19 protein-coding genes are annotated in these 19,168 nt (G+C 32.9%); 7 read left to right on the forward strand and 12 right to left on the reverse strand.

What is annotated here, in order from left to right; all coding sequences use genetic code 11:
• Positions 1–105: 105 nt before the first annotated feature.
• The 5 genes from OD803_RS02695 to trmB form a co-directional block, all read right to left on the reverse strand.
• On the reverse strand, positions 106–348 hold the full coding sequence (locus tag OD803_RS02695) for a NifU family protein (protein ID WP_129759504.1): 243 nt from the start codon (positions 346–348) through the stop codon (positions 106–108).
• A 6-nt stretch (positions 349–354) separates the two neighbouring features.
• Entirely contained in the window at positions 355–1,488 is a 1,134-nt protein-coding gene (locus tag OD803_RS02700; RefSeq protein WP_262732271.1) for an Mrp/NBP35 family ATP-binding protein, read from the reverse strand.
• A gap of 137 nt (positions 1,489–1,625) precedes the next feature.
• Positions 1,626–1,955 (reverse strand): MGMT family protein, encoded by a 330-nt coding sequence (locus OD803_RS02705; protein ID WP_262732272.1) that lies wholly within the window; start codon positions 1,953–1,955, stop codon positions 1,626–1,628.
• Entirely contained in the window at positions 1,952–2,581 is a 630-nt protein-coding gene (locus tag OD803_RS02710) for a LysE family transporter (protein ID WP_129759507.1), read from the reverse strand. The genes OD803_RS02705 and OD803_RS02710 overlap by 4 nt, the downstream gene beginning before the upstream one ends.
• 2 nt (positions 2,582–2,583) lie before the next feature.
• On the reverse strand, positions 2,584–3,258 hold the full coding sequence (gene trmB, locus OD803_RS02715) for a tRNA (guanosine(46)-N7)-methyltransferase TrmB (protein WP_131506164.1): 675 nt from the start codon (positions 3,256–3,258) through the stop codon (positions 2,584–2,586).
• 60 nt (positions 3,259–3,318) lie between these two features.
• Here trmB and OD803_RS02720 point away from each other — a divergent pair, with 60 nt between their 5' ends.
• Entirely contained in the window at positions 3,319–4,380 is a 1,062-nt protein-coding gene (locus OD803_RS02720) for a glycosyltransferase (protein WP_262732273.1), read from the forward strand.
• Here OD803_RS02720 and OD803_RS02725 read toward each other — a convergent pair.
• Positions 4,354–5,397 (reverse strand): sensor histidine kinase, encoded by a 1,044-nt coding sequence (locus OD803_RS02725; protein WP_131506166.1) that lies wholly within the window; start codon positions 5,395–5,397, stop codon positions 4,354–4,356. The two genes, OD803_RS02720 and OD803_RS02725, sit on opposite strands and share 27 nt — an antisense overlap.
• Complete coding sequence (locus tag OD803_RS02730; protein ID WP_129759511.1) at positions 5,398–6,081, reverse strand: response regulator transcription factor; 684 nt, start codon at positions 6,079–6,081, stop codon at positions 5,398–5,400.
• Positions 6,082–6,455: 374 nt separating this feature from the next.
• On the opposite strand from OD803_RS02730, the gene OD803_RS02735 reads away from it, so the two are divergent.
• The 3 genes from OD803_RS02735 (at position 6,456) to OD803_RS02745 (ending at position 10,874) form a co-directional block, all read left to right on the forward strand.
• Positions 6,456–8,132, forward strand: a complete 1,677-nt coding sequence (locus tag OD803_RS02735) for a T9SS type A sorting domain-containing protein (RefSeq protein ID WP_262732274.1) — start codon at positions 6,456–6,458, stop codon at positions 8,130–8,132.
• Between the two features lie 105 nt (positions 8,133–8,237).
• Positions 8,238–9,821: a T9SS type A sorting domain-containing protein gene (locus OD803_RS02740; protein WP_262732275.1), complete on the forward strand. Its 1,584-nt coding sequence runs from the start codon at positions 8,238–8,240 to the stop codon at positions 9,819–9,821.
• Between the two features lie 72 nt (positions 9,822–9,893).
• Complete coding sequence (locus tag OD803_RS02745; protein ID WP_262732276.1) at positions 9,894–10,874, forward strand: LuxE/PaaK family acyltransferase; 981 nt, start codon at positions 9,894–9,896, stop codon at positions 10,872–10,874.
• 104 nt (positions 10,875–10,978) lie between these two features.
• Here the strand turns inward: OD803_RS02745 and tyrS are convergent, their stop codons facing one another.
• The gene (gene tyrS / locus OD803_RS02750) at positions 10,979–12,286 is read right to left on the reverse strand and encodes a tyrosine--tRNA ligase (protein ID WP_131506170.1); all 1,308 of its coding nucleotides are present in this window, start codon (positions 12,284–12,286) and stop codon (positions 10,979–10,981) included.
• Positions 12,287–12,369: 83 nt separating this feature from the next.
• Between tyrS and OD803_RS02755 the strand changes: the two genes are divergently transcribed.
• Positions 12,370–13,392 carry an NAD-dependent epimerase/dehydratase family protein gene (locus OD803_RS02755; protein ID WP_262732277.1) on the forward strand — a complete coding sequence of 341 codons (1,023 nt, stop codon included), beginning with the start codon at positions 12,370–12,372 and terminating at the stop codon, positions 13,390–13,392.
• Here OD803_RS02755 and OD803_RS02760 read toward each other — a convergent pair.
• From OD803_RS02760 to OD803_RS02770, 3 genes are read right to left on the reverse strand one after another with little or no spacing between them, the layout of a single operon-like run.
• Complete coding sequence (locus OD803_RS02760; RefSeq protein ID WP_262732278.1) at positions 13,389–13,844, reverse strand: DUF4296 domain-containing protein; 456 nt, start codon at positions 13,842–13,844, stop codon at positions 13,389–13,391. The two genes, OD803_RS02755 and OD803_RS02760, sit on opposite strands and share 4 nt — an antisense overlap.
• Positions 13,841–15,187, reverse strand: a complete 1,347-nt coding sequence (locus tag OD803_RS02765) for a dihydroorotase (RefSeq protein ID WP_129759518.1) — start codon at positions 15,185–15,187, stop codon at positions 13,841–13,843. Before OD803_RS02765 ends, OD803_RS02760 begins: the two co-directional genes overlap by 4 nt.
• Before the next feature lies 1 nt (position 15,188).
• A complete protein-coding gene (locus OD803_RS02770) occupies positions 15,189–15,914 on the reverse strand; it encodes a polyprenol monophosphomannose synthase (RefSeq protein ID WP_262732279.1) in 726 nt (241 codons plus the stop codon).
• Between the two features lie 104 nt (positions 15,915–16,018).
• Here OD803_RS02770 and OD803_RS02775 point away from each other — a divergent pair, with 104 nt between their 5' ends.
• Together OD803_RS02775 and OD803_RS02780 are read left to right on the forward strand one after the other, a co-directional pair.
• Positions 16,019–16,672: a DUF4271 domain-containing protein gene (locus tag OD803_RS02775; RefSeq protein WP_131506174.1), complete on the forward strand. Its 654-nt coding sequence runs from the start codon at positions 16,019–16,021 to the stop codon at positions 16,670–16,672.
• Positions 16,673–16,690: 18 nt separating this feature from the next.
• Positions 16,691–17,440, forward strand: coding sequence for a uroporphyrinogen-III synthase (locus OD803_RS02780; protein ID WP_131506175.1), 750 nt, complete (start codon positions 16,691–16,693; stop codon positions 17,438–17,440).
• Positions 17,441–17,511: 71 nt separating this feature from the next.
• Here the strand turns inward: OD803_RS02780 and pckA are convergent, their stop codons facing one another.
• Entirely contained in the window at positions 17,512–19,128 is a 1,617-nt protein-coding gene (pckA, locus tag OD803_RS02785; RefSeq protein ID WP_262732280.1) for a phosphoenolpyruvate carboxykinase (ATP), read from the reverse strand.
• Positions 19,129–19,168 lie beyond the last annotated feature (40 nt).

Below are 19,168 nucleotides of genomic sequence, written 5' to 3' on the forward strand. Positions count from 1 at the left end.
CAAAATTACATACTGTTTTTATAAAGATTTATGATAAATGTCATTAAAAAACAGGCTTGTTCTAGCATTTTGAAAAACCTTGATGAGCCTTCAGCTTAATAGATATTAAGCTTCAATATTAATAACCTTTTCTATTTGAGGTGCGTACTTTTTAATAGTCATTTCCACACCAGACTTTAAGGTCATTTGATTAACGCTACAGCCAACACAAGCACCTTGCAACTGAACTTTCACTAACTTATCATCTTCTATTGAAAGTAATGAAATATCGCCTCCATCACTTTGTAAGAAAGGACGAATTTCGTCTAGCGCTTTTTCAATATTACGTTTTAATTCTTCTGAACTCATCTTCTGTTATTTCTTTACTGCTGAACAACCAGCCATTGTTGTTATTTTAATTGCTTCGGTTGGTGGTAAGGCATCGTTACGTCTCACTACTTCTTGCACAACATTTTGAGTTAACTTTTCAAAAGCAGCTTCTAATGGTGTTGCTGTTTGAAGCGCTGCAGGACGACCAACATCTCCTGCCTCTCTTATACTTTGTATTAAAGGAATTTCGCCTAAGAAAGGTACTTCTAAATCTTCTGAAAGGTTTTTAGCACCTTCCTTTCCAAAGATAAAGTATTTATTATCTGGTAATTCCTCTGGAGTAAAATAAGCCATATTCTCAATTATACCAAGTACTGGTACATTGATAGACTCTTGCTGAAACATAGCTACTCCTTTTTTAGCATCGGCTAAAGCTACTTGCTGAGGCGTACTTACCACTACTGCTCCTGTTATAGGAAGCGATTGCATAATACTTAGGTGAATGTCTCCTGTTCCTGGAGGTAAATCGATTAATAAGAAATCTAATTCTCCCCAATCTGCATCAAAAATCATTTGGTTTAATGCCTTAGCTGCCATTGGTCCTCGCCAAATTACAGCTTGGTCTGGTTTTGTAAAAAAGCCTATAGATAAAATTTTAACACCATAGCTTTCTACTGGTTTCATTTTAGACTTTCCTCCTACATTAACCGAAATAGGTCTTTCAAACTCCACATCGTACATAATAGGAATTGAAGGTCCATAAATATCAGCATCTAAAATACCAACCTTAAAGCCCATTTTTGCTAAAGTAGCTCCTAGGTTTGCTGTTACTGTAGATTTTCCTACGCCTCCTTTTCCAGAAGCAACAGCAACTATATTTTGAATACCAGGAATTGGTTTTCCCTTTATTTCGTTTTTTTGTGCAGCTGGTGCATTTACCTTAACATTTACTTTTACTTTGGCTTTTTCGTAGACTTCATTATGAATAGCTTTCATTATTTCAACTTCGGTCTTCTTTTTTGCCTGTAAACTTGGGTTTTTAATGGTAACATCAACAACTACTTCGTCACCAAAAGTAACAACATTGGTAACTGCTCCACTCTCAACCATATTTTGTCCTTCACCAGGAACTGTAATGGTTTCTAAGGCTTTTAATATATCTTGTTTATTAAGCTTCAAAATCAATAATTTAGATTAGTTCTAAAATGCAAATATAATTAATAAAGATGGAAGACAGAAGCACGAAGCTTGAAGTTTTATTATAGTACCATTATTGATTTCTATGGTAAACTATTTTCATAAAAATGGTAAAACAACTAGAGTAATTCAGCAGGATCCCAAAACAGTTTTTTAAAATCTTGCACTTGATTATCTTTAACTTTTACACCTTCACTTTCCAATAGTTGCTGCATTAAATTTGTACCCTCAAAATGGTGTTTACCAGTAAGCAAACCATTTCTATTTACCACTCTGTGCGCAGGCACATCTTTTCCTGAAGAACCGTTCATGGCATAACCAACCATTCTTGAACTTCGAGGAGCTCCTAAATACTTTGCAATTGCACCATAACTTGTAACTCTTCCATAGGGTATTAATTTGGCTACCTCATAAACTTTATCAAAAAAACTTAAGGTTTCTGGCTTCATGCTTCCATTAAAATATTAATCAATGTTACTCCAGCAATTAAACCAGTAATTGACCCTATTATGTAGTTCATATTTTTTTGAGACGTAAACTTCTTATTCTTGATTTTATCAAAAAAGAAAATGTACACATACAGCATCACAAAGGTTCCCATAGCTGCTCCAGACACGTACGAAATAATACTTGTTCTTTCAAAAGTTAACAAATCAAAAGACGCCAAAGTTACTGTCATATAAGCTTGATAAGGTATTGGGAACACATTTAATGCAGACATGAACATACCTTGAAAAAAACGACTGTGTTTGCTCTTGCTGTTTTCTTCTACATCTGGTTTAGAATTGGTTTTAGCAATGAGTAAAAAGTAAATGGAGATTAGCACAAAAATAACAAAGGCAACACGTTGTAAGATATCAACCACATCTTGATGATTGCTTAAATAACGTGCAAACATTGCAGCTATATAAGTTTGTAAAAAAACTACAACACAAGCTCCAACTGAAAAAATAATACCTCTAGAGTGTCCTTCCTTTAAGCTAATTTTTGCTGCAGTCATATTTAATAATCCTGGAGGAATTACACCAACAAGCGCAAAAATCAGTCCCAAGAAAAATACAACTGTTATATTCAAAATTACTTGATTTTAAATCTAATATACGTAATTGGTTTGTTTTGCTCTAGATATTGGCTTTCATAAAATGTTTGAATACCAGTAACTTCTTCAGGGCTGCCTTCTTGCTTATACACATTATGGTTAGCATACAACACTTCATGTCCTTCGCCATGCAATAACCCAAGCGTATAACCATGCATAAACTCGCTATCGGTTTTTAAATTAACTACACCATCAGGTTTTAATACTTTTTTATAGCGTTGTAAAAATTCAGTATTAGTCATACGATGTTTGGTACGCTTGTATTTGATTTGAGGATCAGGAAAGGTTATCCAAATTTCATCAACTTCGTTTTCAGCGAAAGCAAAATCAATTAATTCTATTTGAGTTCTTAAAAATCCAACATTGGTCATGTTGTCTTCAATAGCAGTTTTAGCACCTCTCCAAAAGCGAGCTCCTTTAATATCAATTCCAATAAAGTTTTTGTTTGGATATAGTTTAGCTAATCCAACCGAATATTCACCTTTACCACAACCTAACTCTAAAACCAAAGGGTTATCATTCTTAAAAAAATGACTGTTCCAATTCCCTTTCCATTTAAAATCTTGATTGACTAATTCATCTCTTGTTGGCTGAATTACGTTTGAAAAGGTCTCGTTTTCCTTAAATCTTTTTAGCTTATTTTTACTTCCCACAGTTAATTTAATATTTAGGCAAAATTAAGGAAACATATTAGGTTTACATTTGCTTTTTTTATGATTTTGAAAAAACGAATATTAGTTGCGCCTCTAAATTGGGGTTTAGGTCATGCCACAAGGTGTATTCCAATCATTAATGCCTTATTAAAAAATAACTACATACCTGTTATTGCGAGTGATGGTATTGCCCTTGAACTTTTAAAAAAAGAGTTTCCAGATTTAATTGCTGTTGAATTGCCTTCTTACGGAATTACCTACGCGAAAAAAGGAAAATGGTTTAAGTTGAAAATTATTAGTAATTCGCCTAAAGTGGTAAAAGCCATTAAAAGAGAAAAACAAGCCACAAAGCAAATTATTGAAACTTATGATATTGATGGAATCATTTCTGATAATAGATTAGGAGTTTGTTCTAAAACAGTGCCTTCTGTATTTATTACACATCAATTACAGGTTTTAAGTGGTAATACAACTTGGATTAGTACAAAAATTCATCAAAAATTTATTAAAAAATTCAACGAATGTTGGGTTCCTGATAATGTTAATGAACCAAACTTAAGTGGTAAACTAGGTCATGTTAATTTCTTAGAAATCCCTTTAAAATATATTGGTCCTATTAGCAGATTTAAAAAACTGGAGGTTGAAAAAGAATATGATATCATGGCACTACTATCTGGACCTGAACCTCAACGCTCACTCTTAGAAGAAAAGCTACTCACTCTACTTGAAAATTATAACGGCAACGTATTGTTTGTAAAAGGACTAGTTGAAGACCAACAAACTACAGTTCACAAAGGCAGTATGACTATTTACAATTATATGACTAGCGAACAACTTGAACTTGCATTAAACCAAAGTGATTTTGTGATTTCGCGTTCTGGCTATACTACTATAATGGATTTAGCAAAACTGAACAAAAAAGCGTTTTTTATTCCTACTCCTGGGCAATTTGAGCAAGAATATCTAGCTAAAAAACTAGATAAGCAAAAGTTAGTTCCTACAGCAACGCAAGATGCTTTTACTATGGAAATGCTTGAAAAAATTGACGACTATAAAGGTTTAGCTGAATTGGATTATGAACTGAATTATAAAAAACTATTCAGCCTTTTCAAGAGTAAATGAAAACTCACTACCCACTCCAAATTCGCTTTCTACATATATTTTTTCATCGTGAGCTTCAATAATATGTTTCACTATTGATAAGCCTAAGCCTGAACCTCCTTCTTTTCTAGAACCACTTTTATCTACTCTAAAAAAGCGTTCAAAAAGTCTTGGAACATTAGGTTTAGCAATACCCTCACCATTATCGGTCACTCTAACGATAACCTTATTTTTTATAAGGTTTTCAATACTAACTTCGGTAGTTCCCTTTTCTCTTCCGTATTTTATGGAATTTACGATAAGGTTTGTAAGCACCTGTTGTATACGCTCTTTATCGGCATTAACAAAAACAGGTTCATTATAATCCATATCAAACGTAAGTGTAATTTTTTTCTTGGTAGCTTTCATTTCTAAAAGGTCAAAAACACTTTCTACCAGCTCAACAATATCAAACCTTTCAACATTTAGACTCAAATCACCAACCTCAAGTTTAGTAATCATATCTAAATCTCTTACAATATAGATTAGACGTTCTACGCCTTTATTGGCTCTATTAAGATACTTTTCTCTAATTTTCGGGTCATTTTGAGCACCATCAATTAAGGTTAACAAATAACCTTGAACAGTAAATAATGGTGTTTTTAACTCGTGTGATACATTTCCTAAAAACTCTTTTCGATATTCTTCTCTTACTTTTAGAGTTTCAATTTCTAGTTTTTTATCTTTTGCATATTTATCTATTTCTTTAGTAAGCGTTGCCATATCTGTAGTAATAGGCTGTTTACGCAATGATGTAGACTCTAACAAAGTGAGGTCGTCGTATATTTTTTTTACACGACGGTAAATAAAACGTTCAACTCTATATTGAATCACAATAAAGCAAAAGCTATAACAAATTAGTGCAAAAGAGAGTATTAACAACCAGTCAAAAGACTTTGTTGTATATAAAAAAACACTCATGAAGAGCGTTAAAAAAATTGTGATGTACATTGAGGTTCTAATAGCGAACCTGTACGTTTTTTTTAATTTTTTCTGCATCTAGTCTACAAACTTATAACCAACTCCTTTAACGGTTTTAAAGCTTTTATCTCCTATTTTTTCGCGAAGTTTTCTAATATGCACGTCAATAGTTCTCCCTCCTACTACAACTTCATTACCCCAAACTTTATCTAAGATTTCTTCGCGCTTAAAAACTTTTCCTGGTTTTGTTGCTAGCAAAGATAACAATTCAAATTCTTTTCTTGGCAAGACCAATTCTTCGCCTTTTAAAGATATCTTATACTCTTCGCGATTGATTACCAAACTACCTATTTTTAATATACTTTCAGAGGCATCTTCTTCTTTAAGTCGTCTTAGTAAAGCTTTTACTTTGCTTACTAAAACTTTTGGTTTTATAGGTTTAGTAATATAGTCATCTGCTCCAGCATCAAAACCTGCTACCTGTGAATAATCTTCACCTCTTGCAGTTAAAAATGTAATAATCGTTTCGCTTAAATCTGGGTTTTTTCTTATTTGCTCACAAGCTTCAATACCATCCATCTCAGGCATCATAACGTCTAAAATGATTAGTTGTGGCCTTTCTTTTTTTGCTTTTTTAACAGCTTCATGACCGTTTTCGGCAGTTATAACTTGGTAACCTTCAGATGAAAGGTTGTAGCCAACAATTTCCAAAATGTCTGGTTCGTCGTCAACTAAAAGTATTTTAATATCCTTTTTTTTCATGTGTAGTTTTTATTGTTTTGGTTATCACATGTGTTTTGCTATTTAGTTCTTCATTTTTTTGAGAAACCAACGATGTAAAGATAGAATTAATAACAAAAATTTATATTACATAATATAATCATAACGTTAAAATAACTTAGTCCTTACTGTTTTATAACCTACTCTAAAAACTCTCAAAACACAATAAAAAATCTATTCTATTATAGCGTCTTAAATCAGGTTTTTAGAGTAAAAATGTAAAACTGTCCCTAAGATAGTTAAAAAATAATGTTATATTATTGTAAATTAGCATACAATATAGTGGCTTTAACGTTTTAAACACCAAAATCTCACTATATTTGAAACAAAATTTAAACTTATTAAAATTAAGATTTATGAAAAAAATTTACTTTTTATTCCTTATTACTTTAATGGCTTTTTCTGGGTTTGCCCAAAATTTAGCTGTTAATGGTAGCTTTGAAAACTGGACAGCTGGTGTTCCTGATGGATACACTACTGTAGATTTTAGCACTACTGATCTTACAGAAAACACGAATTCAACTTTTGTTTCTGACGGAACAAGTTCTGCAAGTGTTAATGTTTTAACTCAAACTCAAGGAGATACTGACATAAGACAAACTATTGCATTAGTAGGAGGAGTAACATATACTATGAGCTTAGACGTCTATGCAACAAATAATGAAGCTAGAGCTCGTATTTTTAATGGTAATGGATTTTCGCCTTCTGTATATTCAGACGAAACTCTATTAAATCAGTGGCAAACTATTTCATTTGAATATACACCTGCTACTAATGAAGATTTTGATATGGGTATCCGTTTTTATGATATCGCTTCAAACTGGACTGCTGGTACACAATCGTCTTTATTTTATATTGACAATTTACAAGTAGTAGCTGCAACTACACCTAGTATTGCGGTAACCTCGCCATCTAATGGAGCTACAATTGCATCTAGTGATGTTGACATTGAATTAAGTGTACAAAATTTTGTTGTAGATCAATTACCTGCTAATGGTGGTACTGGAGATGGTCACATACACTATACTGTTGATGGAGGTAGTAATGTTATGAAATATGACACAGATCCTATTAGCTTAACAGGATTAGCTGACGGTGAGCACACTGTTGAGCTTACTTTAGTTGATAACAGTCATGTGCCTCTAGATCCTGCTGTAACTGCTTCAGTTACTTTCACAGTAACATCTGTACAAACGGTTGCTGATATAGCTGGTTTAAGAGCAGGTACTATTGGTAATATTTATCAAATTACTGGCGAAGTAGTTGTAACATTTGTAACTGGTAACAGTAGAAATCAAATTTTTATTGAAGATGCAACTGGAGGTATGTTAATTGACGACAACTCTGGTACAATTACAACCGTATTTAATAATGGTGATGGTATAACAGGTCTTCAAGGTCAGTTGGGAGAGTTCGCTAATGTTATGCAGCTTGTTCCTTCAGTTGATCCTGGTGCTGCTAGTTCTACAGGTAATTCAATAACTCCTCAAACTGTAACGGTTAATGACATCATCAACAACTTTGATATGTATGAGTCTGAATTAGTATCAATTGCTGATGTAACATTTGCTGATGGAAATGGTACTGCTACATTTGATTCAAGTCAAAACTATGACATCTCAGATGTTTCTGGAGGACCTTTAGCGTTTAGAACAAATTATCCAAATGATAACATGGCAGGAGAGACAATTCCTTCAACTGCTACTACAATTACAGTAATAGCTGGAGAATACTTTGGAACTCCACAAGTATACCCAAGAAGTCCTGACGAAGTACTTTCAATCAATAACCCTAATGCAATTGCTTCTTTCTCTGTTTACCCTAACCCAACTTCAACTGGGTTTGTAAACATAACTTCATCTAGTTCTGAAACGATTTCAGTTTCTGTTTATGATGTTTTAGGTAAACAAGTTATCAATAAAGCTACAGTAAGCAACAACCGTTTAGATGTTTCAACACTAAACACTGGGGTTTATATTATGAATATTTCTCAAAACGATGCTTCAGTTACCAAAAAATTAGTTATTAAATAGATAAAACACATCTATATTAACAAATCATTAAAAGCCAACATTTAAGTTGGCTTTTTTTGTTGCTAGTATTACTTTTGGAGCTCGTTGAACTTTAAAACTTAATTCATGAAAAACATTTACTTTTTATTATGCTCCTTATTTATAGGGAACCTAACTTTTGGACAAACTACAATTGCTATTGAAGATTTTGATTCAGGTACACCTAACTGGACAAACAACATTGCATCATTACTCTTTGTTGACCCGAGTTCTTCTTCCGAAGGGTTCTTTATTCAAACTGCTTCTTCAGTAAACCCAAATTTCTCTGGAAACTCAGCTTATGGAAGAGACCTTGCTGGTGAATCTGGTGAACCTACAATAGACCCAATTAATTTTATTTTTAATGACATTAATGTTTCTGGATACACTGACGTAACTCTTTCTTTTGACTATGCAGTTTCGGCAAACGCAGATATAGGAACTTATACTGTTGTTATCGATGGATCAGATGAGGCTTCTGTTGAGTATTATAATGATCCTGATTCAGGTTTTGAATTTGGAACAATATCAGTAAATATTCCAGATGGAACAACTACAGTAGGCCTTAAAATTGGAGGAACCCTTAATGGAGGAAGTGATGTTTTAGAATTAGACAATTTTAAAATTGTTGGTAACTCTTCTGCTTGCTCAGCTTCTCTTTCAGCAAAAACTCCTGTATGTGATAATATTACTGTAGGAACTGATACATACTCTACTACTTTTGACTTTTTAAACGGTACAGAAACAGATGCTTTTACTGTTGCTGTTTCAGCTGGCTCAGCTAGTGTAAGCACTATTTCAGCTGATGGTTTAATTACAGTTACAGGTATTAATGAAGGTACTGATGTTACTATAACATTAACTAACGAAAATTGTACTCTTACACAAACTACAACATCTCCTACTTGCGAGCCAGCAATTACATCTTGTTTTGACATAAGCAATGGTGCTGAAAAATTTGAAATGTTTACTGTAGCTACTAACTCTGACAGTGATGTTTGGACTGAAAGTAGTGGTACATACAACATGAATGGCTATTGTGGTGGTGGCTGCGAAGAAGTGGTAAACACTTGGTTATTATTTGGACCATTAGATTTAACATCTGTTTCTGACTTAGCTTTAAAATTTAACGCTCAAGAAAATTTTGGAGACACTCCTTTAGCTATCAATTACACAGCTGCTTACTCAGGATGTCCTGACACAACTTCTTGGTCATTATTACAAACTATCACTGAAAGCGATGCAGGTGATGTTGAAATTGACTTATCTGCTTTAACTGGTACTGCAGTTTTTATTGGTATTCAGTATTATGATGATGGTGTTGACGGATACTCTAACTGGGATTTATCAAATGTAGAGTTAACTACTTACAACAATTGTCCTGTTTTAGGCGCTAGACCTACTTCAGATTGCCCTACTTTATCAATTGTTGATTCAGAGCAAAGAGAATTTTCAATTTTCCCTAACCCAACATCAACTGGATTTGTAAATATTGTTTCTGCACATTCTGAAACTATTTCAGTTAATGTTTATGATATGTTAGGTAAACAAGTAATTAATGAAACTATTGCTAACAACCGCTTAAATGTTTCAACACTTAATGCTGGAGTTTACATTATGAAAATTTCTCAAGGTAATACTGCAACTACTCAAAAGATTGTAATTAAGTAAAACTTACCTTATACTATTTAAAAAGCGTCATCAACTTGGTGACGCTTTTTTATTTTGCATACTTTTGCCAAAATGATTGATACACGTTCCATTTTCAAAAATTCTACGCAAGCAGGTTTTAATACTCTTGCTTTAGATATTTTCAAATTTCAATTTGAAAATAACACTGTATATCGTTCATATTGCGATTTGTTGTACAAAAACCCAAGCGACATAAAAAAAGTTGAAGACATTCCGTTTTTACCTATTCAATTTTTTAAAACACACCCTATTTTAAGTACAACTAATGCAATAGAAAAAGTTTTTGAAAGTTCAGGAACAACAGGTCAAATAACAAGCAAGCATCATGTAAGTGATTTAGATGTTTACGAAAACAGTTTTAACACTGGTTTTAATCACTTTTACGGACCTATTGAAGATTATGTGGTATTAGCACTTTTACCTAGTTATTTAGAGCGTGATGGCTCGTCATTAATTTATATGGTTGAGCACTTAATAGCGCAATCTAACCATAAAGAAAGTGGATTTTACCTTCATAATCTGGCCGAATTAAAAAACAAGTTAATTGCTTTAGATTCCGAAGGAAAAAAAGTGCTACTTATTGGTGTTTCGTTTGCATTATTGGATTTAGTGGAACAGTTCCAATTTCAGCTTAAAAACACTATTGTAATGGAAACTGGTGGTATGAAAGGAAGACGAAAAGAATTGATTCGCGATGAACTTCATACTATTTTAAAACAAGGTTTTGGTGTTTCTGAAATTCATAGCGAATATGGTATGACAGAGCTTTTAAGTCAAGCATATTCCAAAGGAAACGGTATTTTTAAATGTCCTAACTGGATGAAAGTTTTAACACGAGATACTGAAGACCCTTTAACTATAACAAGCACGTCTACTACTGGAGGAATTAACATTATTGATTTAGCAAATATTTACAGCTGCTCTTTTATAGCAACTCAAGATCTTGGTAAAGTTTACAACGATAATTCTTTTGAAATTATTGGTAGGTTTGACAACAGCGATATTAGAGGCTGCAATTTGATGGCTTTGTAAGGAAATAATATCAACTACGACTATTATCTAGCTAAGAGAAAGCAAGATTATTTTTTTTAGTTGGTTGGTTATTGTAAACGCCTGATTTTCATCAGGCGTTTTTTTTATACAACTTTTATAATGTAAGTGTTTTTCTTTCCTTTATTGATAATGATATAGCTACCATTTATTAGGTCTTCATCAGTTAACTGATAGTCTTTTGTAACTTTTTCTTTGTTAACTGACACTGAATTTTCTTTTAATGCTCTAATGGCTTCACCATTAGAATTCAAAAAGCTTGTTTTGGCTGATAATGCAGCAATCATATCAAAACCTCCTTCAAAATCTGCTTTAGACACTTCCGCTTGCGGAACACCTTCAAACACATCTAAAAATGTTTTTTCGTCTAGTGTTTTAATATCATCTTTAAAAGTTTTACTAAACAAGATGTTTGACGCTTTTTCAGCAGTTAAAAAGTCTTCTTTGCTATGCACAAAGGTTGTTACTTCTTCTGCTAATCGTTTTTGAAGTAGTCTTTGGTGAGGTGCTTCTTTATGAGAAGCAACTATATTCTCAATTGTTTCTTTATCTAAAAACGTAAAGATTTTAATATACTTTTCAGCATCTTCATCAGTCGTATTTACCCAAAACTGGTAAAACTTGTAAACCGAAGTTTTATCGGCATCTAACCAAACGTTACCACCTTCACTTTTTCCAAATTTAGAACCATCAGCTTTTGTGATCAACGGACAGGTCATTGCGTAAGCTTTAGCCTCTTCGCCAACATTCATACGCCTTACTAATTCAGTTCCTGTGGTAATATTTCCCCATTGATCGCTTCCTCCCATTTGTAGTAAACAATTATGGGTTTTATATAAATGGTAAAAATCGTAACCTTGAATTAATTGATAAGTAAACTCTGTAAACGACATACCAACACTACCTTCTTCACCAGAAAAACGTTTTTTTACCGAGTCTTTTGCCATCATGTAATTAACGGTTATACGTTTACCTACATCTCTTGCAAAATCGATAAAAGAAAAGTCTTTCATCCAATCATAATTATTAACTAATAAAGGCGCATTAGCTGCTTTAGAATTAAAATCTAAAAACCTTGACAGTACATTTTTTATGCCTTGTACATTATGATTAAGTGTTGCTTCGTCTAATAAGTTTCGCTCATCACTCTTACCTGATGGGTCTCCAATCATTCCTGTAGCTCCACCAACCAAAGCAATAGGCTTATGACCAAATCGCTCAAGATGTACCAGTAGAATAATTGGCACCAAACTCCCAATGTGTAAAGAATCTGAAGTTGGATCAAAACCTATATAAGCAGTTGTCATTTCCTTATCAAGTTGTTCTTCGGTTCCAGGCATAATATCGTGTACCATACCTCTCCAGCGTAATTCTTCTACCAATGATTTAGACATATTCAATTTATTTTTAGTTCCGCAAAGATAAAAATCAATGTAGAATTCTTATCCCTTTATGAATAATTCTTTACTTTAGTTTTATGATTTTAGTTACAGGAGGTACAGGTTTAGTTGGTTCGCATTTACTTTATAATCTTGCGAGTAATAAAAAGAAGGTTCGTGCAATTTATAGACGTGAACACAAACTAGATACTGTAAAAAAAGTGTTTTCTTATTATACTGAACATTCTGAATCTCTTTTTAACTTCATTGAATGGGTTGAAGCCAACCTTACAGATATTACTGCTTTAACCAATGCTTTTAAGGAGGTAACACATGTTTACCATTGTGCTGCATTTGTTTCTTTTGAGCCTGATAAATACCATCAACTCCGAAAAATAAATATTGAAGGAACCGCTAACATTGTTAACCTTTGTGTTTCTCATAATATAAAAAAGCTGTGTTATATAAGCTCTATTGCTGCTATAGGACATCATGCAAATTATGAGAAATTAATTACAGAAGATACACATTGGAATACTGAAGACGACAACAGCGTTTATGCTATTACTAAATATGGTGCCGAAATTGAAGTATGGAGAGGCACTCAAGAAGGTGTTGATGCAGTAATTGTTAATCCAGGAATAATAGTTGGTCCAGGCTTTTGGAAAGGTGCTGGCAGTAGCAGTTTAATTCGTTTGATTTACAAAGGTGTTCCTTACTACACTAACGGAAGCACTGGTTATGTTGGTGTTTGGGATGTTGCAAGTGTTATGCAACAACTTATGGAAAGTAACATAAAAAATGAGGGTTTTATTCTTGTTTCAGATAATCTTACATTTAAGAACTTTATTTATAAAGTTGCCAATGCTTTAAAGGTTAAACCTACAAAGAAAAAAGCTAGTGCCTTTTTACTCGAACTAGGTTGGCGATTGGATTGGCTTCGACATAAACTTACAGGAAAACGAAGACAGTTGTCAAAACATACCGCAAAATCGGCAAGACAGAGAACTTTATATGATAATTCTAAAATAAAAAACGCATTAGACTTTCAGTTTACACCAATTGATGAAGTTATAGAAAAGACGAGCAAACTCTTTTTAGATGATATTAAAAAAGATTAATCTCGAGCGCCAAAGTTTTTATCCTTTAATCTTTTGGTTTCTCTTTTAATAGAATCAGATAATTTTTTTATTGAATCTCTTTTTTTATTTCTATCCTCTTCTTCCTCTTCTTTTAGTTTTTCGTAAGTTTCTTTTTCTTTGCTAAGACGTTCTTTAACAGATTCTATCATTTCAGCATAGTCTTTAGAATCGTATGCATAATACTCGTTACTTAATGCAAATTGAAGACTGTCTATGCTATACTTTTTAAATATATATCCTTCAGGATTAATACCATAGTTTTCAAGTTGTTGCTTTTTAATGCCTTTAGCAGCATTCATTAAATAAGTATCATATAACACTTGCTCCATCTTATCTTTTGGTATAAGATTACTTGGTTTTTTAGGTTTTTGAGTTTTATCGCAACCTAAAAACAACGCTATGATACAAACAAGTGTTACTATTTTTTTCATCTATCAAATGTTAGTCGTTTGGCAGCATTTCCGTTGAGGAATTTAAAATTATTATACACTAAAGTACCATTTAGAAATGTATGTGTTACTCTAGACTTAAAGGTAGTTCCCTCAAAAGGCGACCATCCGCATTTATATAATATATTGTCTTTGTTTACTGTCCAAGGGCTATTGGCATCTACTACAACTAAATCGGCAAAATACCCTTCTCTTATAAAACCTCGTTTTTCTATTTGAAATAATATCGCAGGATTATGGCACATCTTTTCCACCATTTTTTCTAAGGAAATTCGTCCTCTATGGTAAGACTCCATCATTGCCACAAGTGCATGCTGTACTAATGGTCCGCCAGATGGTGCTTTTGTATATACATTCTTTTTCTCCTCTAGAGTATGAGGTGCATGGTCAGTAGCAACAACATCAATTCTGTTGTCTAACAATGCTTTCCAAAGTTCGTCTCTATCGTGTGCAGTTTTTACAGCAGGATTCCATTTAATTAGCGTTCCTTTTTTGCTATAATCTTCATCACTAAACCATAGGTGATGTATACAAACTTCGGCAGTAATTTTTTTATCTTTTAAAGGAATTTTATTTGAAAACAGCTTAGTTTCCTTAGCAGTTGACAAATGGAATACATGCAACCTAGCTCCTGTTTTTTTAGCAAGTTCTATAGCTTTTGAAGAGGATAAATAACAAGCTTCTTCACTACGAATGATTGGATGGTTTTCAATTGGGATATCTTCACCATACTTATTGGTAAACTCTTCCATATTAGCTCTAATAGTTGCCTCATCTTCACAGTGAACAGCAATCAACAAATTGGTGCTACTGAATATTTTTTCGAGTACCTCAGGATTATCAACTAGCATATTTCCTGTTGAAGATCCTAAAAACAATTTAAGTGCAGCTACGTTTTTTTCGTCAACCTTTAAAATTTCTTCCAAGTTATCATTGGTTCCACCAAACATAAACGAATAATTAGCGTATGATGTTTTGGAAGCTATCTCAAACTTTTCTTCTAGTTTTTCGATAGTAGTGGTTTGCGGTACTGTATTTGGCATTTCTATAAAAGAGGTAATACCTCCAGCTATAGCAGCTTTAGATTCAGTGCCTATATCGGCTTTATGGGTAAGTCCTGGTTCTCTAAAATGCACTTGATCGTCAATAACACCAGGTAGCACATAGTTTCCTTCAACATCAATTACCACAACATCAGATGATTTAGCGCTTATTGAGTCGGCAACTTCTTTAATATACTCGCCTTCAATAAGGATATCACCTTCTTTAACTTTGCCTTCGTTTATAATTTTGGCATTTTTAATAAGAATAGTTTTTGCTTTCATGTTATTTAGCAAATAGACTTTTAAATTTCATATTCAACACTCCAAAAATAGCTTCGGAAATAATACCTCCACTCATTTTTGATTTTCCTTTAGCTCTATCGGTAAAAATGACAGGAACTTCAACAATTTTAAATTGCTTTAAATAGGCTTTAAACTTCATTTCTATTTGAAACGCATAACCCACAAACTTAATTGTATCTAGATTAATAGTCTCTAACACTTGTCTTTTGTAGCATACAAAACCAGCTGTTGTATCTGCAATTTTCATTCGAGTTATAAACTTTACATATTTAGATGCAAAGTAAGATAACAATAATCGCTTCATATCCCAATCAACCACATTAACAGTATTATTAATATACCTTGAGCCTATTGCCATATCAGCACCTTGTATTGCGCAAGTAGTATACAACCTCATCAAATCATCAGGATTATGAGAAAAATCGGCATCCATTTCAAAAATATATTCATATTCTTTTTCTAAACACCATTTAAATCCAGCAATATAAGCTGTTCCTAATCCTGTCTTTTCCTTTCTTTGAAGTAAAAATAGCTGGTTATCAAATTCCTTTTGAAGCTCTTTAACCTTAAGTGCAGTTAAATCTGGTGAATTATCGTCAACCACTAAAACATCAAAAGCTTTCTCTTGAGCAAAAACGGCTCTCACTATAGCTTCAATGTTCTCTATTTCATTATAAGTAGGTATGATGACAATTGCATCCTTCATTTTACCAAATTTTAGCAAAAGTAAGTTTTTTTGAAGTATAAAGTTTATTGAAATGAGCTTAAATAAAAGTTAAACAGGTGAAAATTTCTTTATAATTTAGCATCATGTTAAGAGAGGTAGTTTCAAATGAATGGTTTACAATATTCATTGTATTGGGTTTGGTATTGGTAACCCTGTCAAAGTTTTTGTTTGAAAACAGATTTAAAGATTTTCTCTTAGTTATAGGTAACTCCAAGTATTTAAAAATCTACTCTAGAGACCAAAAATTTATTGATGGGTTTGACACTTTAATGTTTTTAAACCTACTAATTTCAGTATCAATATTTTCGTTTATAGCTTACTCTGAACTTGTTTTACCTTCAGAATTTGATCTTACACTATTTGTTAAAGTTCTTTTTGCAATTGGAGCTCTCATACTTATAAAAGTGCTCTTAGAACGACTATTAGCAAGTTTGTTTGAAATAGACGAATTGATTGATGCATATTTATTTCAGAAAACCAGCTATTTAAATTATAGTGGCTTTGTTCTCTTACCAATAAACATTTTACTCATATATAGCATAACACCTTCAAAACCTTTAATTTACACTGTTATTGGTCTTGTTTTATTGATTAATTTAATTGGATTTATAACTTCATTTAAAAAACATCAAAAGTTGATATTTGATAACTTATTCTATTTTATTTTGTATCTTTGCGCACTCGAAATTGGACCTTATCTAATTTTGTATAAGTTAATTACAGATTATAACGCTTAAAAACTATAACTAGAGCCTATGAAAGTGAAAACAATTTTAGTGTCACAGCCCGAGCCTAAAATAGAAAATTCGCCTTACTTTGATCTTCAAGAAAAGCAGAAAGTTAAGATTGACTTTAGACCTTTTATACATGTAGAAGGTGTTCCTGCTAAAGAGATTAGACAACAAAAAGTAGACTTAAGCCAGTACACAGCAATTATACTTACTAGTAGAAATTCTGTGGACCACTTTTTTAGAGTAGCTGAAGAAATGCGTTTTAAAGTTCCAGATACGATGAAATATTTTTGTCAGTCTGAAGCGGTTGCATTTTATCTTCAAAAATACGTAGTGTATAGAAAGCGTAAAATATATGTGGGTAAACGTACCTTCCAAGATTTATCTCCACTTATCAAAAAGTATAAGGACGAAAGCTTTTTACTACCTACTACCGACAAATTAAAACCTGAAGTTCCTGAAACTTTAAATGGGTTAAAGGTAAAATGGAAAGAAGCTGTTTTTTACAAAACAGTAATTAGTGATTTATCTGATTTAGCTGATGTTTACTATGACATTTTAGTGTTTTTTAGTCCTTCTGGTATTGAATCTTTATTCCACAATTTCCCAGAGTTCAAACAAAACAATACACGTATAGCTGTTTTTGGAAACACTACTATTAAAGCTGTTGAGTCTCATGGATTAAGAGTTGATATTGCAGCTCCAACTCCTGAAACACCTTCAATGACGATGGCGTTAGAAAAGTATATTACTCAAGCTAATAAAGGAAAATAAATTTCTTACACATAACATAAAAAAAGCGATTCAAAATTGAATCGCTTTTTTTATGAATTAGCCTTGATTAATTAAAAGGCATAACGCTGTGGCCCACCTCTTCTTATTTCTTCACTTGCATAAGATTCAAACTTTTTAAAGTTTTCTCTAAAAGCGTTAGATAACTTAAATGCTGTAGTGTAGTATGCTTCATCATTGTTCCAAGTTGATCTTGGACTCAATACCTCAGTTGGAACTCCTGGACAACTTCTTGGTTGCGCCACTCCAAATACTGAGTGAATATGGTAATCGTCATAATTATACAGTCCTAAATCACCATTTAAAACAGCATTAATCATAGCACGAGTGTATTTTAACTTCATTCTTGTACCAACACCATAAGGTCCACCTGTCCAACCTGTGTTTACTAACCAAACATTAACTCCAGACTCTTTCATCTTTTTGCTTAACATTTCAGCATATTTAGTAGGATGCAAAGGCATAAAAGGTGCTCCAAAACAAGCTGAAAAACTTGGTACAGGTTCAACAACTCCAGCTTCAGTACCTGCTACTTTTGCTGTATATCCTGAAATGAAATGGTATGCTGCCTGACTTGGTGTTAATTTAGAAATTGGAGGTAAAACTCCAAACGCATCTGCTGTAAGGAAAAATATATTTTTTGGGTTTTCTCCTATTGATGGCTTTTTAATATTTTCAATATGATAGATTGGGTAGCTAACACGTGTGTTTTGAGTAATTGATGTGTCGGCAAAATCAACGTCACCTTTATCATCTATTATCACATTTTCTAGTATAGCTCCTTTTTTAATAGCATTAAAAATTTCAGGTTCTTGCTCTTGAGAAAGGTTTATAACTTTTGCATAGCAACCACCTTCAAAGTTAAACACTGTGTTTTCGCTTGTCCAACCATGTTCGTCATCACCTATTAAACTTCTATCAGGATCGGTAGAAAGTGTAGTTTTTCCAGTACCTGACAGTCCAAAGAAAATTGCTGTATCTCCATCTTTTCCAACATTAGCACTACAGTGCATTGGTAAAGTATTTTTAAATACAGGAAGTATAAAATTCAACGCAGAGAAAATTCCTTTTTTAATCTCTCCTGTGTATCCTGTTCCTCCTATTAAGGCTATTTTTCTTGTGAAGTCTAAAATAGCAAAGTTGTGTTGACGTGTACCATCAACCTCTGGGTTTGCCATAAAACCTGGAGCATTAACTATAGTCCACTCTGGTGAGAAGTTTTCTAGTTCAGCTTCAGTAGGACGCAAAAACATATTGTAAGCAAACATATTGCTCCAAGGATATTCATTAATAACACGAATATTCAACTTGTAATTGTCATCAGCACAAGCATAGCTATCTCTAACAAAAACTTCTTTTTCCGAAAGGTAATCAGTAACCTTATCGTACAGTTTTTGGAATTTGTCCGACTCAAAAGGAATATTGATATTTCCCCACCACACCTTGTCTTCGGTAATGGCATCTTTTACAATAAAACGGTCTTGAGGCGATCGTCCTGTAAACTCACCTGTATTTACAGCTAAAGTTCCATTAGATGTTTCTACACCTTGCTTTTTAGAAATTGCCGCAGCCTGAAGCTCATCAGGAGACAACTGATAATTTACTTTTGCATTTTTAATGCCATATTGCTCTAACGAAATCGATTTCGTAGTTTGAGTATGGTTTACCATAATTTTTTGTGTTGTTTTAATTGTGCAAAGCTAAAACAAT

It is taken from the genome of Gaetbulibacter sp. NE (assembly GCF_025548475.1).
Lineage (GTDB): Bacteria > Bacteroidota > Bacteroidia > Flavobacteriales > Flavobacteriaceae > Gaetbulibacter_B > Gaetbulibacter_B jejuensis.

What these genes read in the sequence shown, in the direction of transcription:
- OD803_RS02695 (WP_129759504.1), bottom strand. Translation starts at nt 348, where the DNA reads ATGAGTTCAGAAGAATTAAAACGTAATATTGAAAAAGCGCTAGACGAA.
- OD803_RS02705 (WP_262732272.1), bottom strand. Translation starts at nt 1,955, where the DNA reads ATGAAGCCAGAAACCTTAAGTTTTTTTGATAAAGTTTATGAGGTAGCC.
- OD803_RS02720 (WP_262732273.1), top strand. Translation starts at nt 3,319, where the DNA reads ATGATTTTGAAAAAACGAATATTAGTTGCGCCTCTAAATTGGGGTTTA.
- OD803_RS02725 (WP_131506166.1), bottom strand. Translation starts at nt 5,397, where the DNA reads ATGCAGAAAAAATTAAAAAAAACGTACAGGTTCGCTATTAGAACCTCA.
- OD803_RS02730 (WP_129759511.1), bottom strand. Translation starts at nt 6,081, where the DNA reads ATGAAAAAAAAGGATATTAAAATACTTTTAGTTGACGACGAACCAGAC.
- OD803_RS02735 (WP_262732274.1), top strand. Translation starts at nt 6,456, where the DNA reads ATGAAAAAAATTTACTTTTTATTCCTTATTACTTTAATGGCTTTTTCT.
- OD803_RS02740 (WP_262732275.1), top strand. Translation starts at nt 8,238, where the DNA reads ATGAAAAACATTTACTTTTTATTATGCTCCTTATTTATAGGGAACCTA.
- OD803_RS02745 (WP_262732276.1), top strand. Translation starts at nt 9,894, where the DNA reads ATGATTGATACACGTTCCATTTTCAAAAATTCTACGCAAGCAGGTTTT.
- tyrS (WP_131506170.1), bottom strand. Translation starts at nt 12,286, where the DNA reads ATGTCTAAATCATTGGTAGAAGAATTACGCTGGAGAGGTATGGTACAC.
- OD803_RS02755 (WP_262732277.1), top strand. Translation starts at nt 12,370, where the DNA reads ATGATTTTAGTTACAGGAGGTACAGGTTTAGTTGGTTCGCATTTACTT.
- OD803_RS02760 (WP_262732278.1), bottom strand. Translation starts at nt 13,844, where the DNA reads ATGAAAAAAATAGTAACACTTGTTTGTATCATAGCGTTGTTTTTAGGT.
- OD803_RS02765 (WP_129759518.1), bottom strand. Translation starts at nt 15,187, where the DNA reads ATGAAAGCAAAAACTATTCTTATTAAAAATGCCAAAATTATAAACGAA.
- OD803_RS02770 (WP_262732279.1), bottom strand. Translation starts at nt 15,914, where the DNA reads ATGAAGGATGCAATTGTCATCATACCTACTTATAATGAAATAGAGAAC.
- OD803_RS02775 (WP_131506174.1), top strand. Translation starts at nt 16,019, where the DNA reads ATGTTAAGAGAGGTAGTTTCAAATGAATGGTTTACAATATTCATTGTA.
- OD803_RS02780 (WP_131506175.1), top strand. Translation starts at nt 16,691, where the DNA reads ATGAAAGTGAAAACAATTTTAGTGTCACAGCCCGAGCCTAAAATAGAA.
- pckA (WP_262732280.1), bottom strand. Translation starts at nt 19,128, where the DNA reads ATGGTAAACCATACTCAAACTACGAAATCGATTTCGTTAGAGCAATAT.